The 20,519-nt window shown below is 40.1% G+C and carries 21 protein-coding genes and 1 riboswitch; of the genes, 15 read left to right on the top strand and 6 right to left on the bottom strand.

Annotated elements, in window-relative coordinates; all coding sequences use genetic code 11:
• The first annotated feature begins 4 nt into the window (after nucleotides 1-4).
• From ACIQCO_RS17710 to ACIQCO_RS17695, 4 genes are all read left to right on the top strand, one after another.
• The gene (locus tag ACIQCO_RS17710) at nucleotides 5-739 is read left to right on the top strand and encodes an ABC transporter ATP-binding protein (protein ID WP_400430690.1); all 735 of its coding nucleotides are present in this window, start codon (nucleotides 5-7) and stop codon (nucleotides 737-739) included.
• On the top strand, nucleotides 729-1,508 hold the full coding sequence (locus ACIQCO_RS17705) for an ABC transporter permease (protein WP_400430688.1): 780 nt from the start codon (nucleotides 729-731) through the stop codon (nucleotides 1,506-1,508). Before ACIQCO_RS17710 ends, ACIQCO_RS17705 begins: the two co-directional genes overlap by 11 nt.
• Nucleotides 1,505-2,512 carry an ABC transporter substrate-binding protein gene (locus tag ACIQCO_RS17700; protein ID WP_400430686.1) on the top strand — a complete coding sequence of 336 codons (1,008 nt, stop codon included), beginning with the start codon at nucleotides 1,505-1,507 and terminating at the stop codon, nucleotides 2,510-2,512. The genes ACIQCO_RS17705 and ACIQCO_RS17700 overlap by 4 nt, the downstream gene beginning before the upstream one ends.
• 326 nt (nucleotides 2,513-2,838) lie before the next feature.
• Nucleotides 2,839-3,213, top strand: coding sequence for a protease inhibitor I9 family protein (locus ACIQCO_RS17695; RefSeq protein ID WP_400430684.1), 375 nt, complete (start codon nucleotides 2,839-2,841; stop codon nucleotides 3,211-3,213).
• Between the two features lie 50 nt (nucleotides 3,214-3,263).
• Here the strand turns inward: ACIQCO_RS17695 and ACIQCO_RS17690 are convergent, their stop codons facing one another.
• On the bottom strand, nucleotides 3,264-3,995 hold the full coding sequence (locus tag ACIQCO_RS17690; protein ID WP_400430682.1) for a protein-glutamine gamma-glutamyltransferase: 732 nt from the start codon (nucleotides 3,993-3,995) through the stop codon (nucleotides 3,264-3,266).
• Between the two features lie 56 nt (nucleotides 3,996-4,051).
• Nucleotides 4,052-5,275: an MFS transporter gene (locus tag ACIQCO_RS17685; protein ID WP_400430680.1), complete on the bottom strand. Its 1,224-nt coding sequence runs from the start codon at nucleotides 5,273-5,275 to the stop codon at nucleotides 4,052-4,054.
• 251 nt (nucleotides 5,276-5,526) lie between these two features.
• Nucleotides 5,527-5,692, top strand: a riboswitch (M-box (ykoK) riboswitch).
• A 176-nt stretch (nucleotides 5,693-5,868) separates the two neighbouring features.
• On the opposite strand from ACIQCO_RS17685, the gene ftsW reads away from it, so the two are divergent.
• From ftsW to pepF, 10 genes are all read left to right on the top strand, one after another.
• Nucleotides 5,869-7,032, top strand: a complete 1,164-nt coding sequence (gene ftsW, locus ACIQCO_RS17680) for a putative lipid II flippase FtsW (protein WP_400430678.1) — start codon at nucleotides 5,869-5,871, stop codon at nucleotides 7,030-7,032.
• On the top strand, nucleotides 7,022-8,353 hold the full coding sequence (gene mgtE / locus ACIQCO_RS17675) for a magnesium transporter (RefSeq protein WP_400430865.1): 1,332 nt from the start codon (nucleotides 7,022-7,024) through the stop codon (nucleotides 8,351-8,353). Before ftsW ends, mgtE begins: the two co-directional genes overlap by 11 nt.
• Nucleotides 8,354-8,502: 149 nt before the next feature.
• Nucleotides 8,503-9,132 (top strand): sporulation membrane protein YtaF, encoded by a 630-nt coding sequence (gene ytaF / locus ACIQCO_RS17670; protein WP_400430676.1) that lies wholly within the window; start codon nucleotides 8,503-8,505, stop codon nucleotides 9,130-9,132.
• Nucleotides 9,133-9,254: 122 nt separating this feature from the next.
• Entirely contained in the window at nucleotides 9,255-9,902 is a 648-nt protein-coding gene (locus ACIQCO_RS17665) for a helix-turn-helix domain-containing protein (protein WP_400430675.1), read from the top strand.
• 30 nt (nucleotides 9,903-9,932) lie between these two features.
• The gene (locus ACIQCO_RS17660) at nucleotides 9,933-10,892 is read left to right on the top strand and encodes an LCP family protein (protein WP_400430673.1); all 960 of its coding nucleotides are present in this window, start codon (nucleotides 9,933-9,935) and stop codon (nucleotides 10,890-10,892) included.
• Between the two features lie 51 nt (nucleotides 10,893-10,943).
• The gene (locus ACIQCO_RS17655; RefSeq protein WP_400430671.1) at nucleotides 10,944-12,131 is read left to right on the top strand and encodes an FtsW/RodA/SpoVE family cell cycle protein; all 1,188 of its coding nucleotides are present in this window, start codon (nucleotides 10,944-10,946) and stop codon (nucleotides 12,129-12,131) included.
• A gap of 201 nt (nucleotides 12,132-12,332) precedes the next feature.
• A complete protein-coding gene (locus tag ACIQCO_RS17650) occupies nucleotides 12,333-12,533 on the top strand; it encodes a cold-shock protein (protein ID WP_066086395.1) in 201 nt (66 codons plus the stop codon).
• 113 nt (nucleotides 12,534-12,646) lie between these two features.
• Complete coding sequence (locus tag ACIQCO_RS17645; protein ID WP_400430669.1) at nucleotides 12,647-13,519, top strand: hypothetical protein; 873 nt, start codon at nucleotides 12,647-12,649, stop codon at nucleotides 13,517-13,519.
• Between the two features lie 232 nt (nucleotides 13,520-13,751).
• The gene (locus tag ACIQCO_RS17640; protein ID WP_400430667.1) at nucleotides 13,752-15,122 is read left to right on the top strand and encodes an MATE family efflux transporter; all 1,371 of its coding nucleotides are present in this window, start codon (nucleotides 13,752-13,754) and stop codon (nucleotides 15,120-15,122) included.
• A gap of 515 nt (nucleotides 15,123-15,637) precedes the next feature.
• A complete protein-coding gene (pepF, locus tag ACIQCO_RS17635) occupies nucleotides 15,638-17,425 on the top strand; it encodes an oligoendopeptidase F (RefSeq protein WP_400430665.1) in 1,788 nt (595 codons plus the stop codon).
• Nucleotides 17,426-17,516: 91 nt separating this feature from the next.
• Here the strand turns inward: pepF and ACIQCO_RS17630 are convergent, their stop codons facing one another.
• From ACIQCO_RS17630 to ACIQCO_RS17615, 4 genes are all read right to left on the bottom strand, one after another.
• Nucleotides 17,517-17,801 carry a hypothetical protein gene (locus tag ACIQCO_RS17630; protein ID WP_400430663.1) on the bottom strand — a complete coding sequence of 95 codons (285 nt, stop codon included), beginning with the start codon at nucleotides 17,799-17,801 and terminating at the stop codon, nucleotides 17,517-17,519.
• Between the two features lie 181 nt (nucleotides 17,802-17,982).
• Entirely contained in the window at nucleotides 17,983-18,159 is a 177-nt protein-coding gene (locus ACIQCO_RS17625; RefSeq protein ID WP_400430661.1) for a hypothetical protein, read from the bottom strand.
• 82 nt (nucleotides 18,160-18,241) lie between these two features.
• Nucleotides 18,242-18,343: a YjcZ family sporulation protein gene (locus ACIQCO_RS17620; RefSeq protein ID WP_400430659.1), complete on the bottom strand. Its 102-nt coding sequence runs from the start codon at nucleotides 18,341-18,343 to the stop codon at nucleotides 18,242-18,244.
• 281 nt (nucleotides 18,344-18,624) lie between these two features.
• Nucleotides 18,625-19,143, bottom strand: coding sequence for a DnaJ domain-containing protein (locus ACIQCO_RS17615; protein WP_400430657.1), 519 nt, complete (start codon nucleotides 19,141-19,143; stop codon nucleotides 18,625-18,627).
• Nucleotides 19,144-19,477: 334 nt separating this feature from the next.
• Between ACIQCO_RS17615 and ACIQCO_RS17610 the strand changes: the two genes are divergently transcribed.
• Nucleotides 19,478-20,443, top strand: a complete 966-nt coding sequence (locus tag ACIQCO_RS17610) for a S8 family peptidase (protein ID WP_400430655.1) — start codon at nucleotides 19,478-19,480, stop codon at nucleotides 20,441-20,443.
• The last annotated feature ends 76 nt before the right edge of the window (nucleotides 20,444-20,519 follow it).

Raw genomic sequence — 20,519 nt, 5'->3', positions numbered from 1 at the left:
ATCAATGTTATCAATCAAAAAACTTACATACTCTTTTGAAAACGCTAGATCCATTTTTCAAAAAATCTCAATGGATGTAAAAGCCGGTGAATTTGTTTCTATTATAGGTGCAAGCGGTTCTGGAAAAAGTACCCTTTTTCAATTAATTACTGGTTTACTAGAGCCTGACCAAGGGCAAATCCGAATAAATGGCGAAAACGCTGGAAACAGGTTAGGCAAAGTAGGCTATATGCCGCAAAAGGATTTACTTTTACCATGGAGAACGGTTTTAGACAACGTCTTGCTGCCGCTTGAGGTGTCGAAAGAAAATAGCCAGCGGAAAATTCCTTTGATTCGAGAATGGTTAGCCCGATTTGGCTTGGCAGAAGTCGAAAAAGCATATCCGGATGAGCTTTCCGGCGGGATGAGGCAGCGGGCTGCTTTTTTAAGAACCATCATGACGGGTAAAAACCTATTATTGCTAGATGAACCGTTTGGGGCACTCGATTCGCTGACGAAACGAAACATGCACAGTTGGTTATTAGGGCTGTGGGGCGAATTACAAAAGACGGTATTGTTCATCACCCATGATTTAGAGGAAGCCATTCTGTTAAGCGACCGGATTTTTTTGCTTGGACGGGAGAGTTTGCAGGAAGTAAAGGTGAGTCTTTCGCGACCGAGAAGCACGGAATTAATCTATCAATCGGAGTTTATCACGATGAAACAAGAACTGGAGCGTTTGATTCAACATGAAAATTAACTGGAAAAAATGGCTGGGGGAGTATGGCCTGTTTATCCTTGTTTCAATTCTATTAATTAGTGGTTGGGAGTGGATTGTCAGGAAAGGGTTGGTGCCCCCCTTCATATTACCGTCTCCTTCCGCAATCTGGCGGTCACTTATAGAAAACAGGCAGCTCCTATTGCAAGAACATTTGCCGGCAACCCTCCTAGAAGTTTTGATTGGTTTTGCAATATCGCTTGCAGGCGGCCTGCTGCTTGGCGCGGGGATGCATTTTTCCCGTGCGCTAGAAAAAATATTATACCCGTTCCTAGTCATTTCACAAACCATCCCGCTGATAGCGATTTCGCCGATCTTTATCATGTGGTTCGGATATTCAATCTGGAGCAAAATCGCGGTGACGATTTTAATCGCGATTTTTCCAATCGTTGTAAGTACATATGATGGGCTGAAGTCGGGAGGGACGGAATACCGCGACTTACTGTTGACTATGGGTGCTAATCGCTGGGCGATTTTTAAAAAAATTCAAGTGCCGATGGCCTTGCCGGCAATCCTGTCTGGATTGAAGATGGCTGCCGTTTATTGTGTTGTCGGAGCAACGATTGGTGAATGGCTTGGTGCAAGTGTTGGCTTAGGCTACTTCAGCCGGCGGATGTCGGGGAATTTGCAGGCAGATGCCGTGTTTGCCGCGATATTCCTGTTGTCATTGCTAGGCATTGTGCTGTTTTTATTAATTAGTTTCATAGAAAAACAGTTATTGAAAAATAAAATTCGCAACTTGAGAGGATGACTTCGCCAGTGAAAAAAGGTTTTTTCATTATGATTTGTTTATTAATATTTCTAGTAAGTGCATGCGGGAAAGGGGCATCCGATAACACCTCGGGTAGTACGGGTAAATTACAAAAGGTGAGTTTAATGCTGGACTGGTATCCAAATGCGGTGCACTCCTTCCTATACGTTGCAATTGAAAAGGGCTATTTCAACGAACAAGGGCTGGATGTGGATATCCAAATGCCGGCTGATACGAATGATCCCCTTAGACTTGTTGCGGCTGAAAAAATTGACATGGCGATCAGCTATCAGCCTCAGGTGCTGGTGGCACGCGGTGAGGAAATTCCGGTGCAATCATTTGCTGCAATTGTTCGCCACCCATTAAATCAATTAATGGTACCCACAGACGGGCCAATCCATTCTCCGAAGGATTTAACTGGCAAAACAGTTGGCTATCCAGCAATTCCACTCGATGAAGCAATTATTCAAACGATGATGGAGTCAGATGGCGGGGATGTGAAGAAGGTTAAGATGGTTGATGTCGGCTGGGATTTAATCCCCGCGATGGCAACGAAAAAAACCGATGCCCTGATGGGTGGATTTATCAATCATGAGAAATTATTGTTGGAAAAAGAAGGGTACCCGATGCGAACCTTAAATCCTGCAGACTATGGGGTTCCGGATTATTATGAATTGGTTTTGGTCGCTAGTGAAAAAGGGTTAAAAGCAAAACCAGAAGTATTTAAAAAATTTATCGCTGCCATTACGAAGGGGCAAAAATTTGTTGTTGATCACCCAGTAGAAGGCTTGTCTATATTAATGGGGCATGAAGAGAAGGCGTCCCCACTGGAAAAGGATATTGAAACGAAAAGCCTGCAAATCCTCCTCCCGCTGATGGACGCAAAAGACAAACCATTCGGTTCCCAAGACAGAGAAACCTGGGAAGAGGTCGCGGAATGGTTAAAAAGTACCAAAATGATAAAACAAGAAATAAAAGCAAAGGATGCCTTTATCAATTTCTAAGGTCAATTGGGTGTCAGGCACCACAGATGTCCACCGTACGCGGACATTTGTCCACGAGCGGTGCCTGACACCGCAGTTCATTTTATAGAACCCCTATGAAAAAAATAATGGAAGCAAATTGCAATTAGTGGCTAAGAGTAGTAGCGTATAACTATACCTATTTATAGAAGGGAGGTATGGATTTGCGAAAAGGGGGAAAGGTTTTACTGGTTTTTTGTCTGCTGTCTTTGGTAGGCGTCGGAGTGTTTTTTACACAAACTAAACGTGATAAGGAAGTGCAGAGTAAACCAAAGGTAGAACAAGAAGAACCTAAGGGGGAAGAGGTAATGACACAGAATATTTATATTGACCCAAAGATTAATATGAATAGCCCGGCAGAGGTAACGATCATTATTCACTTTAAAACAAAACCCGCAAAAACGGCTGTCGCCTTGGCAGAAGCAAGTGGAATTCCATTAACATTGGAACAAGCGGAACAGGACGTCAAGGATAGTCATGAACGGTTTCGGAAGGATGCGGAAAAGTATTTAGGCGAAAAGCAAGTTCCCTATCGCATTGTCCATGCCTATACAGCTGCCCTTAATGGAGTGGCTATGAAACTGCCTGCGAATGAGATTCAAACATTGTTGCAATCCGCTGAAATAGAGGCTATTTATGCCAACCGGGAAATCAAGCTGGTACCGCCGGTGCAGCCGTCTTAAATAAAAAATAGAAGCTTGGCGAGGGGAAGTACCCCACCGCCAAGTTTTTTTCAGTAAAAAATTAATTGATAATGAGGTCTTGTAATCATACTCATAAGGTAAGCTGACGTCTTCGGTTCGGACTTTCTCTTTTTATTCAAAAAGTCAATAATGGCTTTTGCATTTTGGATCCCTACCCCGTGTCCATAGTATTGATCGTCACCAAAATAAATCACATTTTCAGCCCGCCACCATGGCTGTTTCGGATCAAAGTCGGGATTATTGAAATGCAGGACATCCCCAGGCAGGTAATCATCCCCATATTTCTGCAGAATCGGCAAGTCCTCATCAAATTGCCAATCCATCAAGTAAAGCCTGGCAAACAGGATATTAAACCTCTCTTCTCCCATCGAATATAATGCAGCGATATATAATACAATGGCAATCCCAGTGGAGCATTCAAAGGCGTATAGTTTTCCATTTTTTATGATGTCTAAAATACCGACAGAAGGACGAACATCAGGCTTTAAAAGGAAGCCGCCGTTCCCTAAGCGATCCCAATACTTCTTATTGCAGAATGCATAGCTATACGTAGTAAACTTCGCACCGCTTTTGTTCAGCTCCCGGGCTGCCTTCATTGTATTGCTTCTAAATAGAAGTTCAAATTTTAATTGGTCAACAGAGCGATATAGATAATTTTCATTAAAGGCGGCCATTTGTTTAAGGATGGTTTTCTGTTCAGCATTTGAAATAGTGGAAAGGAGCTCATCGGGCTTAACAGGTTGATGATTAATTATGATCATGTTTCTCCCCCCGTATTATAATCAACTCACCTTCTAAAATATGAAACTTAGCATCGTTATATTTGCATTTTTCCTAAACCTTTTTTGCTTTTCATAAATTTAATATACATGAGTAGAAAGACAAGCGAACTCATAAATCTAAATACGGAGATTATGCCCATTGATTTTTGCATTCCGATTGTTTCTAAAAGCCAGATTCCAATTTGTGGTGCCATAAAGGCGACAAACGATAACAGGACATTATAGGTGGTAATGCAGTATGTCCTCTTTTCCTGTGGAGATTGTTCCAACAGGAGGTTGAACAACAACAGCATTGTTCCAGATACAAAGAAACCCGATGTCATTTGCACGAAGGTTAGATAGATGAGATTAGTAGACAAAACCGTTAAAAACGGCGCTGTAGCCATCCCGGCTGCTACCCAGACAAGCATTAATGTGTTTGATTTCTGTTCTGCCCATTTTTTCCATAATGGGAAAGAGAATATTTGCACCAACTGACTGCCAACGGAAAAAATACTAATCCAGAGAATGGTCGCGTGGGCATACCTCACATTATAAATATTAAAAAGCCCCCAAGCCATCTGCCAGGAGAAGTTAAAGCATAATGCAGTAATCAGAAACCATTTGTACCCCTGATCCTTAAAGATGGACCAGTCCATCGAGGCGTTCTTCTTCTCTTTATTCGGTTTCGGCTGTACGGTTTCCTTATGCTTCATTAGGAAGAATACTTCTACTAATCCAAAAATAAAGGCGAGAAAAAACAAGCCTTGGTAAGCAGCTGCATTATCGGTTTGTTTTTTCATCACCACACCGATAATTAAGGTAGTAATCATCCCAACTATGGTTAACAGTCGATTGCGGTCACTGAAAAAGGCTCCTCTGCGCTCGTCACGAATCATCCCGCTAATCAGCGTTTGCCAGCCGATGTTCGAAATCGTTCCCGGAACGTTCATCAATGCGATTATCATTAAAAAAGCCCATGCCTGGTAAGTAGCAGGAATAAAAATAACACCAACTAACAAGATAAATAGTGCCCGCGCTCCTAAAACTGACATAGCGACCGTCTTCTTTTGCTCGTCTAAGCGATTTAATAGAATCGCAGCTGGTATCGTCATGATTAAGGCTACCAGCGGCGGAAGAGAACTGATTAAACCAACTTGATAATTAGTGGCTCCCAGAATGGAAATGGCGAAAATCGGGAAAAAGTTACTTGCTAGGTTTAATGCAACGGTCGACACCATTCCATGATAGATACTTATTTTTTCATTATACGCGCGCATGTGTTCCTCACCATTTTCACTTTAAAATTATACAATTTATTATACAATCGAATCGCATTATTTCTACTAAATATTTTAAAATAAATATATTTTACAATAATTTTATTTTTAATAAAACGATTGAATTATCAAAAAATAATAGTGTGTTTCCTGACGGAGAATTTTTTTAAAAACATTCTGTACACCGTTGAATTATTTTGTTGACATTTCGACAACAAAAACATATATTTTAATTAATCTAATAAACACTTAAAGTATTCTGTTAGGTGAGGCTCCTAAGTAGAGAAACGCTTCTGCCCAAAAACGTCGAGAGACGCCAATGGGTCAACAGGAAAGATCGGAAGAAGGTCTTTTTTAACGAAGCTGGTCAACATACCTATGCTATTTAGTGCTAAAACTTGAACGAGGGGAAACTTAGGTAATAATCTATTAAGCTGTCAATTATCTAAAAACTGTCAAGCGAAAATAGTTTTTTTATGTGCAAACATAGCCTTTATTTCCTCGAGTTGAGAAATAAAGGCTATTTTTTTTCCTTCAAAACTTTAGCTAGGCAGTGTCGAAGTTTACAATAATCGTCAACAAGAGGTAATTACATGGATCTAAATCGTTTGAAAAAAATGGATCTTTTATTAGTCATTGCGGCCATTTTCTTATGTTTGTTTGGACTTGTAATGGTATATAGTGCGAGCTTTCCGATCGCTTCGGTCGATTTCCATGATTCTCGTTACTTTTATACAAAACAACTACACTCATTAGGAATTGGCTTCGTCCTGATGGTCATAACAGCAGTATTTCCTTATCGTGCTTACGGTAAACTGAGCCCTATTTTGGTTGTGATATCGATTATATTATTGATCATGGTGTTAATTCCAGGGGTCGGAGTGGAAAGGAACCATTCGCAACGCTGGCTGCAAATAGGCCCAATGCTTGTTCAGCCTACTGAAGCGATAAAACTTGTGATGATCATATATTTTGCTAACGTATATGCAAAAAAACAAGCCTATATTGCCCATTTCTGGAAGGGTGTCATGCCGCCGCTGTTGATTTTGGCTGTTGTTTTTTTCCTGATTTTAAAACAGCCGGATTTAGGAACAGCCACGGCCATTTTACTACCTTGCGGGTTCATCCTTCTGTGTTCAGGAGCGCGGATTATTCACCTGATTCTATTGGGAAGTATAGCTGTAAGTGGAATTGGCTTTTTAGCCATATCCGCCCCCTATCGCATGAACCGGATTTTGTCGTTTCGAAATCCGTTTGCCGACCCTTACGGCGACGGTTACCAGTTAATTGGTTCTTACCATGCTATTGCATCGGGAGGGACATGGGGGCAGGGTCTAGGACATAGTATTCAAAAATTTGGCTATCTTCCCGAAGCACATACGGATTTTATCATGGCCGTTATTTTGGAAGAGCTTGGGATTTTTGGACTGCTGTTAGTAATCTTTTCTTATCTTTTTATCATGTACCGTGGGGTCCGTATTGCTCTTCAAGCCAAAGATCCGTTTGCTAAATTATTGGCTATTGGTTTAACCTTTCAAATCATGGTACAGGTCATATTTAATCTAGCGGCCGTTTCGGGTTTAATGCCGATAACAGGAGTACCTCTTCCGTTCGTAAGTTATGGAGGCTCATCATTAATATTTATGTTAATTTCATTGGGGATTTTGACGAATTTATCATGGAAAAATACACATAAAATACCTCGGGTTAATTTAAATAATGGAGGTTATGATCATGGAACAAAACATGATGCGTGAATTGCAAACAATCTTACAAGAGCATAATCAAGTCAATTTAAATGAATTAATAAGTGATTTACAGCCATTTGATATAGCTGCCATGGTGAGTGAACTGGATATAGAAGAACAATTAACATTTTTCTTTTTAGTGCCTACGCCACTTGGAGCAGAAATTCTTGAATATTTAGAACCGGAGCTGCAATATAAAATTCTGCTTCGAATGAAGGAACAATTTAAATCGGATCTATTAAATGAAATGTCTAGTGATACAATCGTAAATCTGTTATTATCGGTTCATCCGAATCAAGCGAAAAAACTAATGGACTATTTGCCAGACGATTATCAGGTGAAAATTAATACGCTGATGAACTACGAACCAAATACAGCCGGAAGATTGGCTACAATCGATTATGTTGCGGCCCGAACTCATTGGACTGTCGAGCAAACACTTGGACACATTCGAAAAGTGGGCCATGAGGCAGAGATTGTTTCCTACATTTATGTGGTAGATAGACAAGGTGAACTAGTCGGGGTTGTTTCTTTAAAGGATATCATCTTGGCTAATGAAGGAACAGTGTTAGAAGAAATTATTCAAGGAGAACCGATTTACGTTTCTGTTGATGTTCATCAGCAGGAAGCGGCAGATGTATTGTCAAAATATGACCTTGTTGCCATTCCGGTCGTCACCCACAATCAGCGAATGATTGGAATCCTTACCGTTGATGATTTAATTGACGTTATTCGTGAGGAAGCAACCGAAGATTTTCAAAAGCTTGGCGGAAGTCAACCGTTAACTGAACCATACTTTAAAAATACCATTTGGAGCATTTATCGAAAAAGAATCGGCTGGCTGTTAATTCTGTTTGTCGCTGAAGCTTACACAGGAACAGTGTTACGGCATTATGAGGACACACTTTCTGAGCAAATCGCTTTAGCCTTTTTTGTGCCGCTCTTAATAGGGACAGGGGGAAATACGGGCTCACAAACGGTAACAACATTAGTGCGGGCAATGGCCGTAGGGGAAGTTGAATTTAAAGATATTTTCAAGGTGTTTAGGAAAGAAGTCTCGACAGGTGTATTTCTTGGTCTGACGATGGGGACCGTTGCTTTAATCCGCGCTTTCTTCCTCGGTGTTCATTTCAACGTTGGGGCTGTTGTTGCGATTTCGGCATTATTTATTGTGATCTGGGCATCAATGGTAGCGGCTGTTTTGCCGATGATTTTGAACAAGTTAAAGGTTGACCCGGCAATTGTTTCTGGTCCATTTATTACCACCTTGGTTGATGGAACGGGGCTAATTTTATACTTTACAGTCGCAAAGATTCTATTACATTTATAATTTTTTTCTAAAAGGAGACGAGGTTCCCGCCTCGTAGGCTACGAGTTTATTAAATAATACCGTTGACTTTTTATCAATGTTCTTTGAAAAAATAAGCACTATTCGTCAATTTGATCAATACAATGTAAAAAAAATAGGAGTGATTTACATTGTATTGGTTAATCATCTTGGCATTTGCTGTTTCATCAAGTGTTGATAATTTAGGAGTAGGTATTACGTATGGAATACGCAAAATCCGGATTGGTCTAGCGGCTAATTTATTGATTGGGTTGATTTGTTTTCTGATGAGCATAGCGGGAATATCTTTTGGAGTTTGGCTATCTAAGTTTTTGCCAGGTTTGTTCCCCGTGATGATCGGCTCGTTAATTCTCATTATTATCGGCATCAGAATTATATTATTGGCTGTACCACGAAAAAAGGCTTTAGACGCAGGCCAAGAGCAAGCCAATCCCTCTTCAGGCATGAAGGGGATTCTTAAGAATCCCGAAGCAGCTGATGTTGACAACTCAGGAGAAATTAGCTGGGTGGAAGCGATAATACTTGGTGTGGCCTTATCAGCGAATGCCCTTACGAATGGCTTAGGTGCCGGGCTTCTCGGTTTTACACCGCTTGCTATTTCACTTACCGCTGCGATTGGCAGTATTATCAGTGTTTGGGCCGGAGTGAAGTTAGGTCATAAATTAGCTTCCATCCGCATTGGTTCTTTTACACTAGGGGAATTCGGTACCATCATTAGCGGGATTATTATTTTAATCATTGCCATAACCGCTTTCTTTTAGTTGAATACTTTTGTTGACAAAATGTCAATCGTTAGGTATATTCTCACAAGAGAACAAATTTATTAATCTATAAAAATATGAATTACAAGCTGAATTTTTCTGTTCGAAGGGGATAGAAGAGTATGACGGATCAACCTAAAACGAGTAAACTTGGTTTATTGTTAAAAGAATTACTGAAGGAACGTTCATTATCAATGAGAAAGCTTAGTGAGCTCACTAAAATTGATACAGCAACCATTTCAAGGATTATTAATGGGAAACGTAAGGCAAATCCTGAACATTTACAAAAAATCGCCGACTGCCTTGAATATCCGATCACTGATTTGTTTGTAGCTGCAGGGTACCCGGTAGAGCAAAGTCAAGAACAGCAGAGTTCAGATATTCACTCGTCGATTGACAGTATTCAAAGAGTGCTCGAATCAACTGAATTGAACAATAAAACGTTTTCGATTGAGTTGGTTGAACAGCAATTGGCAAAGTATCAACAATATGCAGAGACCGACGAGGGAAAAGAGACGATTCTTACTGGTTTTAAGAAAAAGCTGAGAAAAGTTGGCAGCATCGGTCCGTTTATCAGCCAGTTAAAAGAAATGTTTGAGCGGTTTCGTTTAAAGAATGGTTCTCCTGTTGAGCTAGCTATCATTGGCAGCGTGCTCATATATTTTATTATTTCGGTGGATGTGATCCCGGATTACATTTTTCCGATTGGCTATGTAGACGATGCAATCGCCGTAAAACTTGGTTTAGATTTACTATCCAAAAATGCTTGAAAAAAATGATTCTGACAGGTGATATGTAAAATGGAAAACAGAGTAAGAACAAAAAAGAAACGGAAATGGCTTAGAAACAGCCTTTTAACCGTTCTACTATTATTTATATCCGTCGTTGTTTATAGTGTCTATCAATATAAGAATGGCTTGGCAGAAGCGAGTAATGGAAAGAATAAGGGCGGACAAACATCGTATGATGACTTCCAAGGTGCTGAACCTCAATTTGGCGAGATTAATATTTTATTACTTGGGAGTGATTCACGCGGTGAGGCACATCCACGATCTGATACATTAATGATTGCCCATTTTAACCAAAAAACACATAATATGAAAGTCGCTTCGATTATGAGGGACTCATATGTCGATATTCCCGGACATGGCAAGCAAAAAATCAATGCCGCTTTTGCATATGGCGGCCCAGAATTAGTCAGAAAAACGATTAAGGAAAATTTTGATGTCGATATTAATTACTATGCCATTGTCGACTTTGAAGGATTTTCAAAAATCGTTGACCTCGTTGCCCCTAACGGAATTGAAGTGGACATTCCACATGAGATGTCCCACGGAATTGGGATGACACTTCTTCCTGGTAAACAAATATTACATGGTGATAAATTGTTAGGCTATGTTCGTTTTCGCCAAGATCGCTTAAGTGATTTCGGCCGGGTGGAAAGACAGCAGGAAGTAGTTTCAAAAATCAAAGAACAAGCAGTCAGTGTTCATAGTTTATTAAACCTGCCAAAAATCCTTGGGATGGCTACGCCTTATATTGATACAAATGTCGATACACCGACGATTCTATCAATTGGTAAAGGGTTAATTGCTGGGGACTCCAAAAAAGTGGAAAGTATTCGAATACCACTTGAAGATTCATATGAGGATGAAACGGTTGACGTCGGGGCCGTGCTAAGACTTGATTTTGAAAAAAATAAGCAGGCTTTACGAGACTTCTTGGCATCTTCAGAAGATAGCAGCACTAGCACCGATTAGTAAGCGGGGGCATGCGTATTGATTGATCAAAATGGTTTGAAGGTGAAATAATTGAACACAGAAACAACAATTTTTAGAAGATTAGATGGTGCCATCATGCTCATTTTGATGGCCTTTTTTATGATAAGTATTGTATTTATTTATAGCAGTCAGCAGACAGGTCAGTATGGTGCACAAAATTTCGCCTTGAAACAGGGGATCAATTATATGATCGGTTTTGTCCTGTTAATCCTTGTGGCCAAGCTTGATATGGATCAAATTGAAAGATTAGCATGGCCCGCCTATATTTTCATGTTTATGGTCATTATTTTATTGCGTTTCTCACCGAAAATGATTGCTCCGGTGATATATGGAGCGAAAAGATGGTTTAGCATTCCCTTATTAGGTTCGATACAGCCATCTGAGTTTTTCAAAATTGCATTAATTATTTTAGTCGCAAGACTCATTTCAAAGCATAATTCAACTCATTTTCTAAGAACAATGAAAACAGATTTATTGCTTGTTGGAAAAATTCTGCTCGTCACGATTCCGCCTTCTTTGTTTGTCTATCAGCAGCCAGACACGGGCATGGTCTTTCTTTACTTTATTGCGATTGGGGGCATGATGTACCTATCTGGGTTAAAACGGAAATTGGTAGCTTTTTTTGTGATGATTCCGCTTATTATTGCCGGGGTGCTTGTTTATTTGTTTTACTATCAGCCTGACATTATTTATAAAGATTTAATTCCTCTCTTAAAGCCACATCAACAGGAGCGGATTATCGGGTGGCTAGATCCTTCTGGGGATAGTAAAGGAGCCTATCAAAGTCAAAAATCCTTGCTAGCTGTAGGGAGCGGTGAATTTGTAGGAAAAGGATACATGCAGGGGAATGTCTACATTCCTGAAAAACATACTGACTTTATATTTGCAACTGTAGCAGAAGAAGGCGGTTTTATCATTGCCGCATTTGTTGTTCTTTTATTCATGCTTTTGCTTTATCGGATTATTAGAATCGGTCATAAATCACAAACCTCTTTTGGTATGTATATTTGTGCCGGAATCACATTGAGTTTCTCTGTGCAAATTTTCCAAAATATCGGCATGGTTGTTGGGATCATGCCTGTTAAGGGGATCGCCCTTCCTTTTTTAACCTACGGCGGCAGCTCCTTGTTTTCCAATATGATTTTAATGGGAATGATATTATCGATAAGAAAAACGTTTGGTTTATATATGTTTGCGAAATCGAATGAGGATTCTTAGCTTTCATAGAGGAGCCACCGAAAAAACTTGTACCATTGTTTGACCTTTATTCGGTTGCATTATCCAATTGCATCTGTTATAGTTAAGTAGAATTATTTTTGTCTGTCGGAAAGAACGTTAAAGTGATACTGCTTTTTGTCTTGAAGATTTGAGCAAGGATAGTAATACATTGTGCACAGCGCACAGCAGGAGGATATACAAATGGAACATGGTAAAGTGAAATGGTTTAATGCAGAAAAAGGTTTTGGATTCATCGAACGCGAAGCTGGAGACGATGTATTCGTTCACTTCTCAGCAATCCAAGGAGAAGGTTTCAAATCTTTAGACGAAGGCCAAGCAGTAACATTTGATGTTGAGCAAGGTCAACGTGGACCACAAGCATCTAACGTTCGCAAAGCATAATTAGAGCCAGCGAAGTTGAAAAAGACCCTCTCGAAGGGTCTTTTTTTTATGCAACAATAACCACCTCTTAATGTGCCATTCACCATGCATTCATGAAGCTTATGGTTTTCCCCTTGAAATGGTATAATCAAACAAGATACATAGTGAAAGGAAGTGAAGTAGTAGTTATGGCACATGTACATATAGAACAAACAGATTTGACCCGCTATATTCCGCCAAAAGGGGACTACGAGACTTTTCGTGATGTGGAGCATTATAAAGACAAGCTGAAGGAGTGGGGACTATCCTCAGCAAAGGAAGCGAAAAAGGAATTTTGGTACAAGGAGCGAAACTATCAGCGTCAGGTAACCATCAAAGGATATGAGACCTACGGAAGTGGAGGGGGATTTGCTACATTAGTGATTGAGTTTCAAGACGGGAATTTATCCTGTATCCACCCTGCCTATTTAAAAGAAATGCAGCAATCAAGTTTTGGGAAAGAAAGCATGTTGACAGTTGAGGGCAAAGAGCCAGCACCGTCTGCAGCAAAAGAACCTAGTGGAGAAGTTACCCAGCCATCACAAACTGTCAAAGACACAGATACTCCCAAAAAAGTAGCAGCAGCGAAACCCGCAAAAGCAAAAGAAACGAAACAAAAGAAAGAAAGGGCTCCGAAGCTCGAACTTCCCGTCGATAAAGTTCACTTTACAGCCACCGTCAAACAATTTGCCCTAACCTACAATCCTTTTAATGAAGAAAATGATGAAGTGGTCGTTTTAGAAAATGTACAAATTGTTCAGGAATCCCCGCTAGAGCTTGGACTCGCCTGGTGCAGCCACAGCAAAACACTTAAGAAATTTGAACTTGCCCCCGGTGATTTACTTGAGTTCGACGGAAAAGTGGCCGCCAAGAAATTAGCTAAAGGGAAAGACGTGGCGGAGGAATTCGTGGTGGATACAGCAGTGCTGTACAAACTCAACAATCCATCAAAAATTATCAAGAAATAGGGCAAGGAAAGTCCGTGCTTTAAAAATTTTATTTAAGAAAGCATACATATTAGACTTTGAGAATTGTCTAGCTCCAGCGCCCTAGCGGCTAGTGTCCTTCGCTCTCCGCCCTACGATAAGTCAACATCGAATCGCCTACGGCTCTTCGTGTTTCCTTTATCTCAGTTGGAGCGCTCCAGGCCATACGCCGCTGAACAGGGCGCTTACGCTTTTCTTATAAGGAGTACCCGTTATGAATCAGACTTTTACCATCAAGGAAAAGACAAAGCAAATTTTAGTTTTATTAATACCGATTTTAATCACCCAGCTTGGCATGTTTTCAATGGTTTTTTTCAACACGATTATGTCAGGCAAATATGATGCCTCCAACCTTGCCGGTGTGGCGATTGGCTCCTCGATTTGGAGTCCGGTTTTCATGGGAATCAGCGGGATCCTACTTGCTGTTTCCCCTATTGCAGCCCAGCGTTTCGGAGAGAAGAAGAATGGAGAGGTTTCCTCAGTTGTCAAGCATGGAATCTACCTTTCCGTCATCATTGCCGTGGTCGTTATCATCGCAGGATTTTTCTTGTTAGATCCCATCTTAAATAAAATGAATCTGCCCGCCCGTGTAGAAAAAACGGCTTTTGAATATTTGGTTGGCCTAAGTTATGGACTTTTGCCTTTGTTTATTTTTAACGTGCTGCGCTCGTTTATTTATGCACTCGGAAAAACAAGAGTGGTAATGGTCATCCTCCTTTTAGCCTTACCACTCAATTTCTTCTTGAACTATTGTCTCATCTTTGGAAATTTTGGTTTTCCCGAACTAGGCGGGGCTGGTGCGGGGTATGCGACCTCGGTTACCTATTGGGCAATATTGGCCATGACGATTTTCATCGTGAAAACACAAGTTCCATTTTCTTTGTTTCCTGTGTTTGCCAATATGAAGGAGTTTTCGTGGGATAAATGTAAGGAAATTTTAATAATCGGCGTGCCGATGGGGCTGTCCACCTTTTTTGAAACGAGTATGTTTGCCGTTGTCACGATTCTTTTAAGTAAGTTTAGCGTCACGACAATCGCGGCCTATCAATCGGCGTTAAACATCGTCTCCTTTCTCTACATGATTCCACTCAGTATCTCGATGGCCCAAACGGTTCTCGTCGGATATGAGGTCGGAGCACGCCGCTATAAGGATGCGAAACAATACAGCTGGCTGGGGATTTACCTGGCGATTTTAATTGCCAGTTTGAGCGGGGTCTTTGTCGTACTCTTTCGCTACCAGGTTGCCGGTTTTTATTCGAATGAAGCAGCGGTTATCAACTTAACGGCGAACTTTTTAATTTTTGCACTCTTTTTTCAAATCTGCGACGCCATTCAGGCAACAGCGCAGGCAGCGTTAAGAGGGTACAAGGACGTCAATCTTGCCTTTATCATGACCTTAATCGCTTACTGGTTAATTTGTCTTCCGGTCGGGTACCTCCTTGCTCATTTTACCAGCTTAGGAGCTAGAGGTTATTGGATTGGATTAACCTTCGGATTACTAGCAGCAGGCATTGCTTTATCAATCAGACTGCTCTACATTCAAAAACGGAAGTTCGCGGAAGTAGAAATAAAAGAAGTAGTTTAGAAAAACTAGTAATCGTTGAAAATACGAACTGGACGCCATTCCTGAGGAATGGCGTCACACTTTTAATATAGTTTTTTAGAGCTGAACCATTTCGAAAATAGATTTTGCTGTTTATCCGTAATCATTATTTCTTCCATTATTAATTTCTCTCGATTATTGGTTATCCAATTCTTTAAATCTTGTTTATCTTTGCAAAGAGTATAATATGTTTCCCCACCTTTTCCAAGTGCGTTGACAACATACCTGCAAGTGTTCCCCATAATGTCCACCTTTAATATTAATGATTAGTATCTATATGGATTATAGCAGGCTTAAAAAATAAGTCCACCACTTTTTTTCAGCAAAATCATCCAAAATTTTTATAGGGAGAAAAGTCACTTCCATGTCATACGTATTTCGGGTGAAGGAAGCGATTTCACATTAAATGGCGATTTTTTATTAAAAAATTTCCAAGCGAATCCGTTATAATAAAAATATCAAAACATGAAAAAAAAACGAATTGAGGGATGCTTGTGTTGAACACCTATCAATCCAGAGCAGAGGTACCTGAGAAAGAGAAATGGAATATCGAGGACATATATCCGTCGTTAGAAAAATGGGAAGAGGACTATCGCTGTATCGAAGAAATGACAACAAAATTAAAGCAATATGATGGCGCCATTCAAGATGGAACATCTCTTTATCTTTATTTAACAGAAAAAGAAGAAGTATCGAGTAAATTCAATCTTGTGTATGTTTATGGAATGCTGCAGGCAGATGTGGACACGAGGGATATCGAAGCACAGTCACTGGTTGACCGCGCCAAACAGCTTGCCGTTAAACTAAATGCAGCGACATCGTTTTTTATGCCCTATTTATTAAGCCTCGAAGAAAGTACGTTAAGAGAATTTATTCAACAAGAACCGCGGCTTGATTACTTCGAAAAGGATCTATTTGAAGCTTACCGTTATAAGGAACATGTTTTAAGCAAGGAAAAAGAAGAAATTCTTTCTCATCTAGGAGAAGCACTCTCAGCCCCTAGCCAAACTTACAATATGCTGAATAACGCCGATATCAAATTCGGTGAGGTAACAACCGATGATGGCGATAAAGTGGCATTAACGCGTGGCATGTACTCCAAACTGATTGAAGATGACGACCGAAATAAGCGCCAGGAAGCCTATAAGGCCTATTACCAGCCATACCTTCAGCTGAAAAATTCGCTTGCCTCCACCCTGGCAGCCAATATTAAAACAAACGTAACCCTAGCACGCCTAAGGAACTATCCTTCAGCACTGGAAAAGGGATTATTCGGAGACATGGTTCCAAAAGAAGTCTATGAAAATCTGATTGCTGCCACGAAAGCAAATATTGCGCCGCTGCACCGTTATACAGCGATTCGAAAAGAAAAGCTGATGGTGGAGGAATTGCGTCAATATGATCTAAATGTCCCGCTTGTGAATGGGGTGAAAATCGAAATTTCTTATGATGACGCCTATGAGACCATTTTAGAAGCATTAGCCCCTTTAGGCGAGGAATATGTCAACACACTGAAAACGTTTAAAGAGGCCCGTTATATTGATGTACGAGAAACACCAGGAAAGCGGTCTGGTGCTTACAATTTAGGGGTATACGGTGTCCACCCGTTTGTCTTACTAAATCAACATGACGACTTAGACAGTATGTTCACGATGATTCACGAATTCGGTCATGCGATGCACTCTTGGTACTCTAGTTCGCACCAGCCTAGAATTTCAGCCGGTTACAGTATTTTTGTCGCCGAAGTGGCCTCAACCGTGAATGAGGTATTACTGATCAACTATTTACTTAATAAAGAAACTGATGAAGCGATTCGAAAGCATTTACTCAATCATTTTATCGATCAATTTAAAGGAACCTTCTATACCCAGGTGATGTTTGCGGAATTCGAGAAAATCACTCATGAGCTCGCAGAATCAGGCAAGCCGCTAAACGTAGCAGTATTTAATCAAACATACGAATCCTTATTTAGACAATATAATGGCGATGAGGTTGTTTTTGATGATGAAGTCAAATACGGGTGGTCAAGAATCCCGCATTTCTACCGGCCGTTTTATGTATACAAATACGCAACTGGCTTTGCCTCCGCTATTCATATTGCTGAGAAGCTGTTAGCCGGCGATCAAGCGACATTAAAGGCTTATATAGAGTTTTTAAAAAGTGGAAGTTCTGATTATCCACTTGAATTGTTAAAGAAAACAGGCGTTGATTTAATGACGCCTGAACCGATAAACAACGCCTTAAAGCGTTTTGATCAGTTGGTAACAGAATTCTCGTCCATTTAAAAAAACACCTACGTGGCGGGTAATGTCCTTCATATGAGCTATGAAGGATATTCTACCCGCCACGCTCAGGTAAAATCTAACACTTGAATCCTTATCTTTTTCTCTCATCGCTGCTCTCATGGTGTTGTTCCTCATGAAATTCCTCTGGAGCAAACCCAAATGGTCCTCTTGGCATTTGTTCGGCACGATAAATTAACACAATGGTTTCGATTCTTATCGCCAAATTCACCGGACGAATTCGACCTCTTCTTTCCAAAACAATCACATCCGTACCTACATTTATCAGCCGTCCGCTAAAATCCCCTCGGAGCGTAATAACCTCAACGTCCTTCTTTAGCAACTCATGGGCAATTTGATGAAAATTCGTTTCAGTCATAATCATCATCCTCCTTCACCTTACATTAAATGCAGCTAGGTAAAATGTGGTATCGTTTTTTTAAAAAAATTTAGGTGAATGCCCTGTGGGTTAAAGCAAAAGTGGTTTGTCCAACTATTCAAGGTTCTATATATTAAAAAAAGAGCCCGAAGGCCCAAAAGAACACTTTTTAAAATAAACGCTAAAAGAATCTGCGTCTCCTTTCGAATTCAAACCGCCTTCTTCTCTCAATCTCGATTTCAATTCGTCTTCTTCTCTCTATTTCGATTTCAATCTCAATGGGGAAAAACCGTCTTCTTCTAAAATCGTCACGAAAAAACCTTTCTCTTCGATCAAATCCCCCAAATCCAAATGTCATTTAATTCATCCTCCCTTCATTAGAAGTTCAAATTCAAAGGACAAATGAACCCCTTAATGTGCCCGGTGTTCCGGACAGTTTACTAGCCCATGAAAGAAGCACCTACGATGATAAGCAGAATGAACAATACAACGATTAATACAAAGCTGCTTCCACCGCCATAGCCGCCGCCATAACCATACATATCTAATCACCTCCTATTAGAAAATAGAAGGGAAAAACCCTCCACTATGTAATATATTTGCTAATTCTAACCTTGATTGGACAAGCGTCATATTGTTAGAACAAATTTCGCGATTTGCGAAACCAATGTTAAAAAAAAGGGCTGGAAGACACAAAAAACACTTCATCGTAAGAACGAGAAGTGTTAAATGCCTTTTTAAAAAGGCTGCATTCTATTAGTACATGGGAATCTCCCGAATTTAATCAGGAGAGTTTCCATGTATATAATCATAAAACCCTTGGTTAAACACCGGATTTCCTGTACTGTTCATAAAACACTTTAAAAAGCCGTTCATCTCCTCCGCGATCAGGATGAAGAGCTTTAAGTAATTTTTTAAACTCTTTTTTTATCAAAGCTTTGTCAGCATCCGGATCTAATCCTAAAAATGAGGTGTATGTAAAAGGTGGAGACTCGGATAGAGCATATTCTGCTGATATCATTTTTTTTAAGCCGCGAACTTTGGATTGTTCGATGCGAATTTTACTATTTAATTCTTCGATTTCCTCTTTTAATTTCTGGTTTTCATGGAACGTTTTTTCCCATTGTTGATAATCAACACCAAATTGTTTGCTCTTTTCCTCAATCAGCTTTATTAATATGAATGATGCTAAATCAGCTGGTTTGATTGAGTAATCAATGTTTAATTTCTTCGTCCGCTTAGCTTTAATTTTCCCTTCCAAAATCCAACGTAAAACGATCTGTTCGCTATCTGTTATCTCTAAGTCCTTCAATTGGTCAGTAACTTCTTTTACGTTCAACATGTAATCAACTCATTCTTTTTCACAAAATAGAAGCATTATTTATTCTTACAAACTCTCAGGTTTTTTAAAAGGCTAAAATCAATGTATCATACATAAAACCACTATTGTTTTACTAGATTATTTAATTTTTATTAAAAATTCTTTTCGAAAGTAACGAATATATCAAATGCTGTAAAATGTTTCATATTGCTACTTGTTTTTCAGATTCGTTATCTAGTATGTTAAAAAATCTCTAAAAACACTCCAAAGGAACCTTTTTTAATATATTCAGAATTGTTAAACTATTACTAACATCATGGGTTGGCTTCAATTAAATCTGTTAGGAGGGAATTGGATGGAGCGAAAAGTACGCTTGATTCCGTACCAGGTGATTGCAGAATTTGAAGATGTAACCGAGGTGCCAAAAGGGGTGGAATTGATTCAGGCTCCTGAAGTGTGGGGAAAAACAAAAGGGAAAGGGATCACCATCGCCATTTTAGACACTGGCTGTGAGAGTTCCCATCCCGACTTAAAGGATCGAATTATTGGCGGGAGAAATTTTACGAAAGACGACCGCAGTGATCAAACGAACTATCGGGATTACAATGGTCATGGCACACATGTTGCCGGTACCATGGCAGCAACCGCCAATAATCTCGGAGTAGTCGGTGTTGCACCGGAAGCCAATCTGTTAATAGTGAAGGTTCTTGATAAACATGGCTCCGGACAATATGAGTGGATCATCAATGGAATCTATTATGCGATTGAACAACAGGTGGATATTATCTCAATGAGCCTTGGCGGTCCAGCAGATGTTCTTGAATTACATGAGGCGATTAAAAAGGCTGTCGCAAGTGGGATTCTCGTTGTATGTGCGGCCGGAAACGAAGGTGACGGACGGGATTCAACAGACGAGTTGTCCTATCCTGCAGCTTATAATGAGGTAATCAGTGTCGGTGCCACCGGACTGGGCCGCCAAATCTCGGATTTTAGCAATTCAAATGAGGAAGTAGATTTAGTCGCTCCAGGGGAAAATATACTATCAACCTTCCTAAATGGAAAATATGCAAAGCTTAGTGGAACCTCAATGGCAACCCCGCATGTATCCGGCGCACTTGCGCTGATTAAAGCAATTTCGAATCAAGCTTTTGAAAGAAAGCTAACCGAGCCAGAGCTGTATGCTCAACTAATTAGAAGGACCGTACCACTAGGAAATTCGCCAAAGCTTGAAGGGAATGGAATCCTATATTTAACGACCATAGAATACTTAGCCAATTTATTAGGCGCAGAGGAAGAACGAGTAGTGTTGAATGTTAATTGATCGAATTTACGAGTAAACTAGATTTTTTAAAAGACTATTCTCTATTAAAAGATGTAAGTCCTTTCACCTATTAAAT

It is taken from the genome of Neobacillus sp. NPDC093127 (genome assembly GCF_044754175.1).
GTDB lineage: Bacteria > Bacillota > Bacilli > Bacillales > Cytobacillaceae > Neobacillus.
Note: the sequence above shows the minus strand (reverse complement) of the source record. Positions and strands in the feature narration are given on the sequence as shown.